Origin of the sequence: Candidatus Brachybacter algidus (assembly GCF_016707225.1) — a bacterium.
GTDB lineage: Bacteria > Bacteroidota > Bacteroidia > Chitinophagales > Saprospiraceae > Parvibacillus > Parvibacillus algidus.
On sequence record NZ_JADJID010000002.1, the window covers coordinates 664042 to 679809 of the forward strand.

The window sequence follows — 15768 nt, forward strand, 5'->3', positions numbered from 1 at the left end:
TGTTCAAAGCAAATCTCACAATAACAAATAAGTTAAGCAAAGCTCATAATAAAATAAAAGTTATCAAATAAACCTGTATTTCAAGGGAAAGATATTTTTCATTTTTCACCTTAATCTTAAAAGCGCCATTTTGACAGTAGAACGTTATTTACATCCCGGATGTATGCCCAAAATATAATTCTTGACGATGTCGAGTTTGTCGCTTTGTTCTGATCCGGCGAAACCATCAATGAGTTGGTCGTTAATGATGGCAGCAGCTTCATGTGTATATTGGAGGGAAAGCGGGAGGTAGGTCCAATGCCATTTTTCCTCTTTGTACCCTGCTGGTCTGTCCTTTGAATAAGCGGTGTATGGTTGATAATAGCCAAATTTGGAAGCATTTTCGGTCATCCATTCATACCATTCCTTACCTTCTTTATCGAAATAATCATTGTCCAATCCGTTGATGTCGATGTCGGTACCCCAATGATGACGGGATGTTCCGGGCATTGCAGAAAATTCAAGGATCTTTTTCGCTCGGGTCAGTTCATTTGGATAAGTAGTGCAGGCGTCGATGGTCCCATTTATAGGAAAGATGCCGTACCATTTATTCTCCCAAAGATATTTCTGATAGGCAAAATTCCTGGTTGCAGAGAGAATACAAAAAGAATGTCCATCATCTTCTCCAGCAGCAGCCATTTTTAGAAAAGCCTCGTACGCCTCTGACTGCATCAGCATGCTGTCTTTGTCTGCATATTTTTGCTCAATAATGACAAAATTTGGGTCATCCAGTGGGTCAAACCTACCTCTTAAAAAATCTTTGCGGCTTACTGATTCTATTGACATATAGGTGGCTGGCAATTCATTTTGGCAAGAACAATGCGTGACAATGCAAATGGAAAGTAGTAACCTGATGAAATAACTCAATTGTATCCAAATTTACATTGTATTTGACAAAAATTAATTTGTAATCTTAAAATTCTCAAACTTCCCTTCCGTGACATCATAGAATACTGATTGGTCTGCTTTATTGACAATTTTAAAATTAAAAGTTCCTGAGATTCTATTGTTGCTGTGTTTCGTGATTGCAACTTTTGAACCGGCAGCATATTCCAGACTGGCAATACCGAAACCATAAGTTAATATATCACCGTTTTTTCCATCAAAAATACCAAGTGCTTCGCCGGCTTTAAGGTTTAAAATGTCTGATGCAAAATTGTAAGATCCTACCATATTTGACTTATTGGTAGTTTTGATAGCCATCAATAATGTTGATTGATAATTAGCAAACAAAGCCCCTGCTCCCATCATCAAAGAGTCGCCAGCAAAGGTCGCCACAGGCAATGAGTCGATAGATGGATATAGTTGAGTAATTAATGGATTAGCCAAAGATTTGGTGGATGTCACTGAAGTTCCATTAACCTTATATGTCATAGAAAAGATGGTATCCTTTCCATCTGTTCCGGGATTAATTGGATCATCTTTGTCGCATGAAACGAATGATAATAAAAAACCAAAAATTAATAGGTAGATAGGGAATTTTATATCCTTCATTTAAAGTAAATTTTTAATTAGTTAAACTTGATTTACGCCGGCTTTATATCCGAAAAACGATTTTTCTTTAATCAAAGATATAATTTTTTCAGGAACATACTTTTCCCATCTATGATCATCATTTTGTATCATTTTCAATACTTTTCTGGCACTGATCTTGAGATCCGCTTCTGTATAATGGGCTATATCAACGATCTGCTTGGTAGCAAGTAAATGCTCGTATAGATACTTCATGTCCGGATCGATCTTAATACCACGAGCGTTCATCAATTCTTTGGATCCCGGAAATCTCGAAGGATACACATATAATCTTACATTGCCGGGAAACATGCCGCTCAGTCCTTCGAGTAATTTTCCACCTCTAAATTTCTCAATTGTCTCATCAATATATCGCGCCATGTATCCTGCTGTAAGCGCCAAGCCAATCTTTGGAACTTTAAATTCCTCCATGTATTGGATCAGTTTCTGTTGGTTGCCACAGTTGGTAATACATACAATCATTCCCACATGATTCAATGCTGTCGCGCGTTCCAGAAAGTCATTTTCATCCGGTTCACCTTTTTCACCAAGGATATCGAGTGTGATCTCTGTCATTAATTTGACTTCATCATCTTTTAAACCTTCGTCCTCCAAAAATTGCTCATGGCTGGACCTGATAATGTCATAACTTGCGTATGTGATAGGTCTGAAAGCACCGCGAACTAATAACACATTTTTTTTGTATAAAAATTCTGATGGGTGAATATTGGTGCCATTAGCGTCAAACATAGCCACGTCTGAAAGCCCAAGTTTTACCAGTTTGAAACTTAATGCCCTATTATCAACATCTTTGAAAGAAGGCCCATTGAGCCGGATCATGTCGATCATCACCCTATTGTGAAGACCGTCATTCAACGATTGGAGCATAACGTCCATGTCATCTGAAAGAAAAAAACATGCGTACAGCAGGTTTACACCAAGGATACCGACTGCCTGCTGCTGCAATCTGTTGTCATTGTCAAGCATTTTTACATGGATGACTAAATCGTTAGGTGGACTATCAGGACTCTTTTGGAAACGTACACCCAACCAACCATCACCAGGAATGGTTTTGGCATAATTTGTAGCAGAAACGGTATCGGCAAATGCAAAAAAATTCGTGTTTAAGCGTGTTTTACCCAATCTGGCCACTAAAAGTGAAAATTCATGATCCAACATTTTGTATAGCCGGGACTCGCAGACATAACGGCCGCTTGGCTCTGTACCATAGATCTCATCAGAATATGTCTTGTCGTAAGCGGACATGGTCTTAGCGATGGTGCCTGCTGCTGCTCCTGCTTGAAAAAAGTACCGTGCGACTTCCTGTCCGGCACCTATTTCCGCAAAAGTACCGTAAAGACTGTTGTCGAGATTGATCTCCAAAGCCTTTTGCTCGGCTTCTAAAAATTCGTGTTGCATGAATAGTGGTTGTAGATGGCGCAAATATAACGCTTGATAAGTTGCAATCATTTAAATGTCGAGAATTCAGACCTTTAATTGCATATTTTAGTCTAAAAGGGAATTGGAATAGTTTTATCCGCTATACTTTTGCTGCAATGGAAACTCAACCTATAATTAAATACACCGCTTATGTCGATCGAATTTATATTTTTGCATCCTAATTAATATTCAACGTGAGTAAAACAGTCAAAATAATTCTGCTTGTATTGGGCGTACTTCTGATCGATCAGGTTCTAAAAATATATATAAAAACCAACTTTCAATACGGGGAGGATATGCCGCTCTTCGGCGCGAACTGGGCATATTTCAACTTTGTTGAGAACAATGGCATGGCATTCGGTCTTTCTCTTGGCGGTGAATATGGAAAGCTTGCATTGAGCCTCTTCAGGATAGTGGCAGTGGTATTTCTTTGGATCTACATCCAAAGACTTATAAAAAATAATGCTCATTTTGGCCTTTTGGTCTCTTTTGGTTTAATATTCGCCGGAGCAGTTGGCAATATCATCGATAGTACTTTCTATGGATTGATTTTTTCAGAATCTTTTTACCACGGTGGCTTAGCTCAGATGTTTCCTCCTGGTGGAGGTTATGCGGGTCTGTTGCATGGTAAAGTCGTGGATATGTTATATTTCCCAATCATCGATACGCACTTTCCAAGCTGGTTCCCGTTCTGGGGCGGACAGCGATTCGAATTTTTTAAACCTGTATTTAACATTGCTGATGCGTCCATAAGCACCGGTGTGGGTATTCTGTTAGTTTTTTATAATAAATTCTTCAAGGAAGAACCAAAGACACAATCAGAGGACACTTTGAATACTGCAGAAACTAAAACAGAGAACCAGGAATAAATCAATTTAATCGACTTCAAATAAATAAAAAAAGGGCATTGACCAATTAAGATCGATGCCCTTTTCTAATATAATCGAATAATTTTATTTCACGATAACCAGCTTTTTGTATGCAATGGCATCATTACTACTAATCCTGATCATATACACACCGGCATTCAAGCCATCGGTATCAACTCTGAATTTATTATTTCCGGAAATATCTGCATTCAGTGAAGTCTGCTCGCCATTCATTGAGACAGCTACGATCATTGAAGTCAACTTAATGTCTTTTTTTGATTCCAGATAAAAATATCTGTCTGTAGGGATTGGGAATATCTTGACACTATTCGCCAGCGCATCCACTTTGTGTGTGGCTACAGTCGTTGAAATCAAGTAAGGTCCGAATTCAGATGCACATCCACCGCTATCCGTTACAGTAAGTGTATAGCTGCCCAAACTAAGGCTGTCCAAGTCCTCTTCAGTGGAAAAGAATAAACCGTTTTTCTCCCAATTGAAAGTATAAGGTGCTATTCCTCCAGTCGCAGTTATGTTTATAACTCCATCATTCAGATCTGTCTTGACAGTGATCGAATCCACTTCAATACTTAACTCCGGTATTGGTGTATAAGGAATACTTCCCATGCCTGAGCAACCATTTGAGTTTGTCACCATAACGCTGTATACTCCCACCGGAGCCTCTGAGACATCGATACATGCATTGGTCCCACCTGTCGACCAAAGGAATACATATGGTGCTGCTCCTGTAAGGCTATCAATACAAATTACTTCATCACAATTAGCCCGAATGTATGATAAATGAACAGTAACCACTTCATTTACTATAGAACCTTGAATTACGACAGAACAATTATTAGCATCTGTGACAGTCACTGTATATGTTCCTACCGAAAGACTGTCTAAAGAATCCTCATTACTTCCATCAGACCATTCATAAGAATATGGTTCAGTCCCTGCGACATCGAAAGCTACTGTAAGTGTGCCTGTTGAATCTCCTTGGCAGCCCTGATTGGAAGCAACTAAGTGTGCATCAAGGGCACAAGCGCAGTTCTTCACCTGGATCACTATTGAATCTTCATCAGTACAACCTGATAAGTTTGTTGTACTATAATGGACGACATAGAACCCAATTGGAAGAGTAGAAGGATTAAACTGACTTCCTAATACACCCTGACCGGTCCACGTTCCTCCGGCAGGCGTCGCACTCAAATCTATCGCATCTCCATCGGTACATTGTGCATCAAGTTCATTAATAACTACCTCAAAAGAGTTATTCGTTACGACCATTTGATCTGAAAATGCAGTACAGGGCCCATTTCCATCAGGGTCACCCGCAGTAAGTGTCAAAGTGACGGTTTTGGCTATTTTATCATTTGTGCCCCAGTTATACTGAGTAACCACATTATTTGGATTGGCAAATGTCCCATCTCCTGAAGTTGACCACATTGGTGTGCTGTTAGCACCGCCTGCCAACATAACAGAATTGAAGTTACACACAGATTGATCAGTACCTGCATTGGCAGAGGCTGGATTAGTGCATCCACATGGACTTACATTGACTGTAATCGTAGTTGAAGAAATACATCCCGCATTGTTCGTGAAAGAATAAGTCAATGTGAATGTACCTGCACCCGATGTACCGGGATTAAATGAATTGTTGCTAACTCCTGTTCCTGTCCAAGTGCCACCTGCCGGTAAACCTTGGAGTGCCACTACAGGATCTGTCGTACATAGGTCCGGGACTATTGTTGCCTCTACCACTGCAGCATCCACTACATTATAGTTACTACTGGCTTCAGTGGTACATCCGTTTACACTCACTGTATAGGTCACAATATGATTGCCAAGGCCTGCCTGCTCAGGAAATATTTGATTTCCAATGACTCCATCTCCAGACCAAAAACCACCACCAATATTAGCACTTAAAGTAAACGGACCTTCATTTATACAGATAGTGCCTATGTTGTTGATTGTTACATCAGCTACATTGATGACTGTTATGTTGATGTCATCTGATACAGTGCAGCCCATTGATGTATAAATATAGGTAACCACATGTTGACCTGGTCCCGCTACTGAAGGGTTAAAGGTATTTCCTGTGACTCCCGGACCTGAATAAAAACCGCCAACTGGACTTCCAACTAATGTGACAGGCGGGTCAAATTCACATTGCTGTGGAACAGCATTAAGCGTAACAATCGGAGGATCAACTTCAGTGATTGTAATAGCGTCGCTTGTTTGACAGCCTTTGTTGTCAGTGACGGTTAATGTATAAGATCCAGGATCGAAAACTGTTATATCTTGTGTGATTGAGCCATTAGACCATAGATAAGTGTAGGAAGAGGTGCCGCCAGAAGCCACACCACTTAAGGCGATTGAAAGATTATTGCAATCTATTACAGTTCCGGGTGCAGTGACATCAACTGATAAAGCACTTGAAGGTTGTGTAACCGTATATGAACCGACTGTAGTGGAAGGAGTGCCATCTGTAACAGTTACAGTATATAAACCCGCAGCAAGGTTTGAAATAGTAGCTGTGTTGCCACCATTGGACCAGGAATAACTATAAGGTGCAATACCACCAGCCGGAATAGCTGTAGCTGATCCTGAAGTATTTCCAAAACAGTTAACATTAGTTCCGGCCACAGTAACTGTCAAAGGATCAGGAAGTGGAGCGAAAATACCTGAAAATTGTGCAGTAGTGATCCAGTCTCCATCGTCATTGTCATTGTTGTTTGCTATATTAGCAGCGGCATAAATTTTTATTGTTTGAGCTGATCCTGTAGCAGGTGAAATCCAATTAACCGTCCAGATAGCTTCATCCATGCCATTAAAAAGTTGTGCCGGATTGTGTTCCACATAATCCCTATTATTTTGCATCGAAATAGTGCAAGATGCAGAGGGCAAAATGAATGTACCAAACTTCTGATTAGAAGCATTGAGGATTGTAAATTGAAATCCTGCTTTACTTGCAAACCCATTTGGGTTTGAAACTTTGACAATCAAAGGGTAAACAGTATTGGGAGTAATTGAAGCCGGAAACCCTGTGATTTCTATTCCTCCGTCAAAATTGCCCGGATTATCACTGTTGTGACAATCAGTACACAGCCCATCACCAGGAGCTCCTGTTTTGCCATTCGGTGGATTGTCAGAGTATGACATAAAGACAATCGCTGCTATGAGTATGGAAATTATTCCTTGTATTTTCTTATTCTGAAAATTAAAAATCATATTATTAAATTAGAAAAGATAAAAAACTATTTTGATCCTAAAATTATTCAATTCAAAAAGAATTAATGAAAGCTTAGGTCAACCAGGACTAAATATTTTTGAAAGGGGGGAATATTTAATTTGATAAATATTATACTAAGAGTATATTTGAAAGATCAAAAGTCAGAACTTTCTTTCATTATTTCTAAATTATTTTTTGAAATGAAAAAATTAATAAAACTTTCTAAAATATCTACTCGAGCTCCAAAAGGTGCGAGTAAAGAGGAGTACGTCGAAAGAACTCTTAAGCTTTATGAAGAGATCGGCTATCTCCAGCACATTCTATATGCTGAAAAAAAACACAGTGTGCTTATAGTTTTTCAGGGAATAGATGCAAGTGGTAAAGATGGGGCTACGAAAAATGTGTTTTCGAAAAGCAGCCCACAGGGCATACGTGTTGAAGCTTTCAAAAAACCAAGCGAAGAGGAAATGAATCATGACTTTCTTTGGAGAGTGCACGCCAACGCACCTGAGAAAGGGTTTATCCAGGTATTCAACCGTTCTCATTATGAAGATATTCTGGTTCAAAGGGTGCATGGCTGGATCACTGAGGACCGTGTAAAAAAGAGAATGGCAGCCATTAATAGCTTTGAAGAACTTTTACAATTTGACAATAATACAGTTGTTCTCAAATTTTACATGCACATAAGTAAGGATATTCAACTCAAAGAGCTTAAAGAAAGACTAGAAGACCCTGCAAAAAATTGGAAGCACAATCCAGGAGATTGGGAAGAAAGGAAGCTTTGGGACGAATACATGGCAGCTTATGAATATGCTATAAATGAAAGTAATATTCCTTGGTTTATCGTACCCGTGGATCAGCGATGGTACAGGAATTATTTCATAGCAAATGTCATAGTTCAAGAGCTGGAAAAATTAAATATGTCGCTTCCACTTTTGGACAAAAAAACAATTCAGTTAGAAGATCATAATGAATAATAGGTCTAAGGAATGGCGGCAGTAAGTGAAAAGACAAGAATAGATAAATGGCTCTGGGCTATAAGGTTTTTTAAGACCAGGAGTCTGGCGACAGATGCCTGCAGTGGAGGTAAGGTTAAAGTCAATGGAATCAATGCTAAGGCGTCACAGTTAGTGAGACCAGGAGATTTAATCTTTTGTAAAAAGGAACACATAAATTATGAGTTAAAAGTAGTCTCTATCATCGAAAAACGTGTAGGGGCGCCAATTGCAATTACTTGCTACGAGAATCTTACACCTCCCGAAGAACTCAATAAATTTGAAAATTGGTTTGTAGGAAAGGTTAATAACGAGCACCGTGAAAGAGGTGCAGGAAGACCGACAAAAAGAGAGCGAAGGGAGATTGATGAATATAAGGTGAACCTATTTGACGAAGAAGGTGATGATGGTGCTTCAATTGATGCCGGTGATTCCGCACTATAACTGAATTTCTCTTGGTTTTTTCACTTCATTGGTGCTATTTATTTCAAAGATATAATTCAATCCAACTGCATAATAGAGATTGAATTTTCCTGTTCCATAACTCTTAAAAGGATAAAATTCAACGCCACTTTGAATTAACCAATTAAATGGCCCTGAACCCAATTTGATATCATAATACGGTTGTAAAGAGAAAAGTTGATCCTCCTTTCTCCTGAAGGAATAATCTAACTTTGTCATGATCGGTACTTTCTCCCCATACCAGGTGTACATCATTTTCATTCCTATACTGGCGCATATTACCTTGGATTTTAGGCCTATTGCTGCATTTCCCAAAGCTGACCATGGATCATAGCGATAGACTGTATATTTTCTCAGAGAAAACTTGTCAGTATATTTATTAAAGCTCTTCATGACTCCAGAACCATATTGAAGATAACCGAGTCTGCCAATCTTATTAAAACCATAAATAGATGCTTGTATTGCCCCTCCTTTGAGTTCAAAGTCCTCTGATGCATATGTGTAAGGGTCACCACTATTATCTGTGTCGATGTTCATGGGGTGGAGTTCTGAGCCGTATATACTTGTGCCTAAATGAATTCCTGTTCGGTCAGTGATGGCATAATTCCCATTCATATTTAGTCCTAAATCAGTACGCGATATATCTGCATTAAAAGATGTACTGAGGTCTCCTTTTGCATCGAGATAACCAATACTCTGTTGAATAATGTGAGAAGAGCTTGAGTAGGAGCAGCCGGAAAAAAGCTGAATAATCAGTAATAGTAAAATGAGGGGATATAATTGCTTCATAGAATGTGGATTTATCTTATTTTATGTTTTGTCTGAATATACTACCTTTAAGCTTTGACAAACTTAATCAAAGTAAGCGCATTGGAACACATTTTAGACGTTAATCCGGACAATCTGAATAGCTGGTTGCGCAGCTTTGATCGATTTATCCGGCTGGATTCCAATCAATACGCATATGATAAATACGCTTCCGCTGAAGGAATCGTTGCCTGTGGTATTGAAAGAGCTATAACAATCGAAGATTTTTCAGATAAAAGTTCAGTCTCAAGTCTCAAAAATTTCTTTGATGAAAATAAAGGACAATGGATCTTTGGCCACATGTCCTTTGAAGCGAAAGACCTTTTTGATATTACTAAGACAAATGCCAGTTCTTTTATTGATGTGCCTTGTGTATCTTTTTTTGTGCCCACACATGTATTTAAACTTCTAAATGATAAACTAATCATACTCAAATCAAATCTTCCTGTTATAGAATTGCAAAATCAGTTGGACCAAAGTTTGACGGCCGCCCAGCCAATTATAAAAACAAAAGGAATTTTGAACTTTGGTGTGGACCGTTCTCAATACATTGAACATGTGAATGAGCTATTACAGCACATACACCGTGGAGATATATATGAGGTCAATTATTGCCAGGCACTGCAATACAAAGGAATGGTCATGGATCCATATGCACTTTATACAAAAATGCAAAGTACATCTCAAGCACCCTTTGGGGCATTTTATAGAAATGGTGATGTATATCTTTGTTCAGCAAGTCCTGAGCGTTTTATGGCTAAAAGAGGCGATCAACTTATCTGCCAACCTATTAAAGGCACAAACAGAAGGTTGGATAATCCAGAAGAAAATATTGTACAGCAAGCCAAACTCAAAAGTAGTCTCAAGGAACGTGCTGAAAATGTCATGATCGTAGACCTTATGCGCAATGATATGTCCAGAATATGTCTACCCGGTTCAGTCCATGTAGAAGAACTATATGGTATCTATGCATTCAGGCATGTCAATCAAATGATCTCGACCATCTCCGGAACAGTAGATCAGGATATAAATTTTGTTGATGTAATATCTGCTTTGTTTCCAATGGGTTCTATGACAGGTGCTCCTAAACTCAGTGCGCTAGCGCTTATAGACGAATTGGAGCCATATCAACGGGGTTTATTTTCAGGAACAGTTGGATATATTGACCCTAATGGCAATTGGGATTTTAATGTGGTAATTAGGTCCATCGTTTATGATGATGCACATCAACTTGCTTCTATTTCTGCCGGGGGAGCTATCACTGCTTTGTCTGATGCAGCGGAGGAATATGAAGAAAGTTTATTGAAAATGGAAAGCCTGGTTGGAATTATAAATGGTGAATGACAAATTATAAGTGATAAGTGATAAATGTGGCCGGCATTTGTCGATTCTTGCCCATTTTTCGGGAGAAACTTTGTGTTCTGCTACACTGGCTCTCTGGAGTGAGACTTCGTTTCGTCTCACTTCCTCAAAAAAGACATTAGCCTTTGGCCATCATCCTTAATTTACAAAACAAAAACCTAACTTCAAACAAGACCGTCCAGCCTTCGCCCCATTTTCAATTCTCCATTCTCCATTTTCAATTTCTCTTCCTTCCTTTCTAACTTTTTTCCTACATTAGCATCACGTTATTTAAATGAAAAACCAAATTGAACTTCCCTGGATAGAAGCAGGGTACCAGTTATTTTCGAAAGAAGGACCAGCCGGATTAAAGGTGGATATTCTAGCACGTACTGTCGGTATTAGCAGGTCGTCATTTTATCACCTATTTGGTGACCTTGATATATTTCAGGAAAAACTATTAATGTACCATTCTGAAATGGCCTCCAATGTTGCAGAAAGTGTAAAATTGTGTAAGAATATAGAACCTGATTTTTTGTTGATGATGATAAAGTATCAGGATTATTTTTTTTTCAATAGGCAGCTCCGCATTCATCGGGAGAATGTAACTTTTAGAAAGGGATTTGAAGATGCGATCTCTAAAATACAAAAAGAAGCATCTGCGATATGGTCGGATATGGTTGGCTTGGAGCACAAACCAGAAATGGCAAGAAATATTTTTAGAATTGCAGCGGATATTTTGTTTCACCGCATTACCAGGGAAACTATGAACTATGAATGGTTGCTCGGGTTTTTGAAAGAAATAAAACTATTAATAAAAGGCATGGACAAAGAATCTAAATAGTAAATCAAACATCTTATATTAACTCAAGTTTCAGTAGTTAAAAAACGAAGGTAGATGGTTGATGTTAGAAGGTATTTAGTTAATTAATACATATTTTGTCTATTATTGATTTAAATGACGAAATTTTCATTTTATTGATGAATAATCATCTAAAATCTACCTTCTACCTTCTCCAGTCATCGCAAAACATTGTTAATCAATAATATGTAAATAATAAAATTATATATATCAATAACTCCCCCTTGGCATCACAGAAGCATCTTTTCGTTTACTGTCTCCATTCTTACGGCAGGTAAACTTAAGATGTTCTGACTACACTTTGTCCCTCTATCGTGGGACTTCGTTTCGTTTCACTTCCTTGAAAAGGTCGCTTTTGCACCTTTTCTTCGTCGTTCACCCTCTTGCAGAAGGGGATATTGTGCTAATCGACTTTTTTTCATAAATATCATAAATATCATCGGCATCTGCGTTCAACTTTATTTAAGTTATCTTTTTGATTTTGGAATAAAATGAATTACATCAGAGCTACCTTCTAACATTTTTATTGAAATTTAAATCTATCCTTAAAAGAAACGAATTTGTCTACCTAAACTTCAGTTATACTAATTTCGATCTTTGTACAGCACTGACTAAAATTGGAATTAAGGAGAATTTAATTTTGCCGCATATTTGGTAAAATTCATTTTAAAAGACTTCTTAATACAAATTTCATGAAAAAAAACATTACTTACTTAGTTCTGGTATTCCTAGTCCAGGCAAATTTTATTTATGCCCAATTTATAGTTAAGGATATCACCTTTGCATGCAATAGTGTGTCAAACGGAGGCGCGGTATCAGGATATAGCTTTCAGACTGGACCATATAGCATATGGTTTCCTGATTCAAATAATATTGTCACTGAAATTGGAGGTGTTGCTCCTGGATCTGGTGTAGCTGGTCAGGCCCGGTTTAGCGAAGATGGTAATATCCTATGTGGCACCAATTTAGGAAATGCTGGAGCCGAAATGGCCCTATTTAACAGAACAACTAATAATTGGACTAATTTGGGGAGCCTTGGTTATCAGGTAGATGGCAACGTGAGCGGCGGATTCGCTATTTCAGGTGATGGAAAAACGGTTGTTGGTCTTTCTTGGGCTGATACTACGGGCAACTTGGCATTTGCTCATGCAATCGCCTGGAATAATGATGAAGAGATCATGGACCTTGGAACCCTGTTTTTTGGAAGAAGCACCAGGGCGAATGCTATAAACGGTGATGGAAGTATTGTGGTAGGTTGGCAAGATTTTAACGGACCATGGAAATCTGCAGTTTGGAAAAAAAATCCTGCAGGTGGATACTTCCCCAATGAATATATTCTCTTAAATACGGATGGTGATCCAAATGATGAATTCAATCAAATGGGTGAATGCAGTGCCATTTCAGCCGATGGCAATTGGATAGGAGGTTACGGCGATTATGCCAATGAATACCAACCATGGATATGGAGTGAAGGGTCAGGTGTTATTAATTTGGGGACATTGCCAAACGTTGGTAGTGGTTATGTGTCAGGCATGTCAGCAGATGGCTCTATTGCAGTGGGATGGTTTGATGGACAATTGTGGGGTGATCCCCAGACGCCCTTCATCTGGACAAAGACGGGCGGAATTAGAGACCTGAATGAGTACATTAATACAGAATTAGGAGAATCTACTGATATTAACCACACTTATACAGCTGAAGCTATTTCACCTGATGGTCATTTTGTCGCGGGCTATGGTGTAAATAATAATACGTTTCAATATTTTGCATACCGAATTAGTCTTGAAAACACATCTGCTGTGAAGGAAATAAGTAAATCAAATGAAATAACTGTTTATCCTAATCCGACATCCAATTTAATTACAATTGAAAATAGCAATAATTCAACTTTGTCTATTACAAGTGCAGAAGGTAAAATAATCTTCAGAGGTAAAATAAATGGAAGATTTGTATTCGATTTGTCTAAGTATGCATCAGGAGTCTATGCTCTTAGGTTACAAACTGATGAAAAGGTACAAACACAAAAGATTATAAAGAATTAATTATAGTGTGTCATTAGAAGTTTGATTTTAGAATAACGGTGCATTACAGCCAACAAATTCTAAACAAACTATTTCAAGCGCAATGTTAGACAGAGTGAGCCCTTACGAGTCGACATTGCGTTTTTTTTTTTGCTTATTTCATTTCCTACAATATTTTGAAAAGAAGAGTTGTATGCGCTAAAATTAATACCATACTTCTCTATTCAATTTCTGATTACTCATTACTGACCACTGACCACTGACTTCTGACTTCTCACTTCTGACCACTGACCACTGACTTCTGACCACTACCCCCTCTTAGTGTATTTTATACACAATTCTAAACACTGTTTAATTATAATACATTACTTTTGACCTCTAAAATTTAATGCAATGTGCGGTATACTAGGAATATTTGACCTCAAACAATCGACAGACGAATTAAGGCCACAAGCCCTTCAGATGTCTAAAAAACAACGTCACAGAGGACCCGATTGGTCAGGTATTTTCGTGAGTAATAATGCAATACTGGCACACGAAAGACTTTCTATTGTGGATCCAACTTCCGGGAAACAGCCACTTTTCAGCAATGATGGTGTACTGGCCCTGGCAGTAAATGGTGAAATATACAACCATAAAGCACTCAAGAAAAATCTTAAAAACCCTTACCAATTCCAAACAGAATCTGACTGTGAGGTCATTCTGGCATTATATCAGGAGAAAGGGATCAACTTTATTGAAGATCTAAATGGCATCTTTGCTTTTGCATTATATGACCATGCAAATGATGCGTATCTGATCGCAAGAGACCACATGGGCATCATCCCTTTATATATGGGCTGGGATGCTCATGGCAACTTCTATGTTTCATCAGAATTGAAGACCTTAAGTGGTGTTTGCAATAAAATTCAGGAATTCCTGCCAGGCCATTATCTATTTTCTAAAGACGGTGAAATGAAGAAGTGGTATGATCGTGAATGGAAAGATTTCGACGCTGTAAAAGACAACGAAAGTAATATTCACGACCTGAAAGTAGCACTGGAAGAGGCTGTCCACAGACAATTAATGTCTGACGTACCTTATGGTGTGCTCTTATCAGGTGGATTGGATTCGAGTATCATAAGTGCTATAGCAAAGAAATACTCCGGTAGGCGTATAGAATCCGAAGATCTAAAAGATGCCTGGTGGCCTCAATTGCACAGCTTTGCAGTAGGACTTAAAGAATCTCCGGATCTCAAAGCCGCAAGAATAGTTGCTGACCATATTGGCACCATACATCACGAGGTTAATTTCACTATTCAGGAAGGACTCGATGCACTGTCTGATGTTATTTATCACATAGAAACTTATGATGTCACCACCATTAGAGCGAGCACTCCAATGTATTTACTTGCACGTGTTATTAAATCGATGGGTATCAAAATGGTACTTTCCGGCGAGGGCGCAGATGAGATCTTTGGTGGATATTTATATTTCCATAAAGCTCCAGATGCTTGTGCTTTCCACGAGGAAACTGTAAGAAAGTTAAACAAATTGCATTTGTATGATTGCCTTCGTGCCAATAAATCACTGGCAGCATGGGGTGTAGAAGGGCGTGTGCCTTTCCTTGACAAAGAATTTATGGATGTTGCCATGACAATCAATCCACAGGATAAAATGGCAGGCAATGGTAAGATGGAGAAATATATTCTGCGTAAAGCATTTGAGGATTATCTTCCGGCGGAAGTGGCATGGAGACAGAAAGAACAATTCTCGGATGGTGTAGGTTATAGCTGGATCGATACATTAAAGGAAATGACTTCTGCTCAGGTGTCAGACGAACAATTGAAAAATGCAGCTCACCGTTTTCCAATTAATACTCCGAGATCTAAAGAGGAATATTACTATCGTTCCCTATTCGCGAGCCATTTCCCAGGCAATGAGGAAGCAGCCTGTGTTCCCTCTGAACCTTCAGTAGCTTGCAGCACTGCTATCGCATTGGAATGGGATGCAGCCTGGAAGGGTATGTCCGACCCGAGTGGTAGAGCGGTGAAATCGGTGCATGAACAGGGGTATGAGTGATGAATAACGAACAGTGACTAATGAATAATGAGAGCAGGCAGGGTCGCTAGGTCTTGAATGTAATCGATTTTCGGAATGTTGAATGTTGGATTTTGAAGGTTGAATGAATTTACAAATTGAGGATTCA

The 15768-nt window shown here is 38.7% G+C and carries 12 protein-coding genes; 7 read left to right on the forward strand and 5 right to left on the reverse strand.

What is annotated here, in order from left to right; all coding sequences use genetic code 11:
- Nucleotides 1-144: 144 nt before the first annotated feature.
- The 3 genes from IPI15_RS08675 to IPI15_RS08685 form a co-directional block, all read right to left on the reverse strand.
- On the reverse strand, nt 145-825 hold the full coding sequence (locus tag IPI15_RS08675; RefSeq protein WP_287401784.1) for a M15 family metallopeptidase: 681 nt from the start codon (nt 823-825) through the stop codon (nt 145-147).
- Between the two features lie 114 nt (nt 826-939).
- A complete protein-coding gene (locus IPI15_RS08680; RefSeq protein ID WP_287419905.1) occupies nt 940-1533 on the reverse strand; it encodes a hypothetical protein in 594 nt (197 codons plus the stop codon).
- Nucleotides 1534-1554: 21 nt separating this feature from the next.
- Nucleotides 1555-2970, reverse strand: a complete 1416-nt coding sequence (locus IPI15_RS08685) for a TonB-dependent receptor (RefSeq protein ID WP_287401786.1) — start codon at nt 2968-2970, stop codon at nt 1555-1557.
- Nucleotides 2971-3185: 215 nt separating this feature from the next.
- On the opposite strand from IPI15_RS08685, the gene IPI15_RS08690 reads away from it, so the two are divergent.
- Nucleotides 3186-3860 carry a lipoprotein signal peptidase gene (locus IPI15_RS08690; protein WP_287401787.1) on the forward strand — a complete coding sequence of 225 codons (675 nt, stop codon included), beginning with the start codon at nt 3186-3188 and terminating at the stop codon, nt 3858-3860.
- 84 nt (nt 3861-3944) lie between these two features.
- Here IPI15_RS08690 and IPI15_RS08695 read toward each other — a convergent pair whose 3' ends face one another.
- Nucleotides 3945-7091, reverse strand: a complete 3147-nt coding sequence (locus tag IPI15_RS08695) for a choice-of-anchor V domain-containing protein (RefSeq protein ID WP_287419906.1) — start codon at nt 7089-7091, stop codon at nt 3945-3947.
- 147 nt (nt 7092-7238) lie between these two features.
- On the opposite strand from IPI15_RS08695, the gene IPI15_RS08700 reads away from it, so the two are divergent.
- Together IPI15_RS08700 and IPI15_RS08705 are read left to right on the forward strand one after the other, a co-directional pair.
- On the forward strand, nt 7239-8069 hold the full coding sequence (locus IPI15_RS08700) for a PPK2 family polyphosphate kinase (protein ID WP_287401789.1): 831 nt from the start codon (nt 7239-7241) through the stop codon (nt 8067-8069).
- A 12-nt stretch (nt 8070-8081) separates the two neighbouring features.
- Nucleotides 8082-8531, forward strand: a complete 450-nt coding sequence (locus tag IPI15_RS08705; RefSeq protein ID WP_287401790.1) for an RNA-binding S4 domain-containing protein — start codon at nt 8082-8084, stop codon at nt 8529-8531.
- Here the strand turns inward: IPI15_RS08705 and IPI15_RS08710 are convergent.
- Nucleotides 8526-9338 (reverse strand): hypothetical protein, encoded by an 813-nt coding sequence (locus IPI15_RS08710; protein ID WP_287419908.1) that lies wholly within the window; start codon nt 9336-9338, stop codon nt 8526-8528. The genes IPI15_RS08705 and IPI15_RS08710 overlap by 6 nt on opposite strands.
- An 81-nt stretch (nt 9339-9419) precedes the next feature.
- Here IPI15_RS08710 and IPI15_RS08715 point away from each other — a divergent pair, with 81 nt between their 5' ends.
- The 4 genes from IPI15_RS08715 to asnB all read left to right on the forward strand — a co-directional run bounded on the left by IPI15_RS08715 (nt 9420) and on the right by asnB (nt 15641).
- Complete coding sequence (locus tag IPI15_RS08715; protein ID WP_287419910.1) at nt 9420-10700, forward strand: anthranilate synthase component I family protein; 1281 nt, start codon at nt 9420-9422, stop codon at nt 10698-10700.
- Nucleotides 10701-10992: 292 nt separating this feature from the next.
- The gene (locus IPI15_RS08720) at nt 10993-11541 is read left to right on the forward strand and encodes a TetR/AcrR family transcriptional regulator (protein WP_287401793.1); all 549 of its coding nucleotides are present in this window, start codon (nt 10993-10995) and stop codon (nt 11539-11541) included.
- A 710-nt stretch (nt 11542-12251) separates the two neighbouring features.
- Nucleotides 12252-13601: a T9SS type A sorting domain-containing protein gene (locus IPI15_RS08725; protein ID WP_287401794.1), complete on the forward strand. Its 1350-nt coding sequence runs from the start codon at nt 12252-12254 to the stop codon at nt 13599-13601.
- Between the two features lie 372 nt (nt 13602-13973).
- Entirely contained in the window at nt 13974-15641 is a 1668-nt protein-coding gene (gene asnB, locus IPI15_RS08730) for an asparagine synthase B (RefSeq protein WP_287401795.1), read from the forward strand.
- Nucleotides 15642-15768 lie beyond the last annotated feature (127 nt).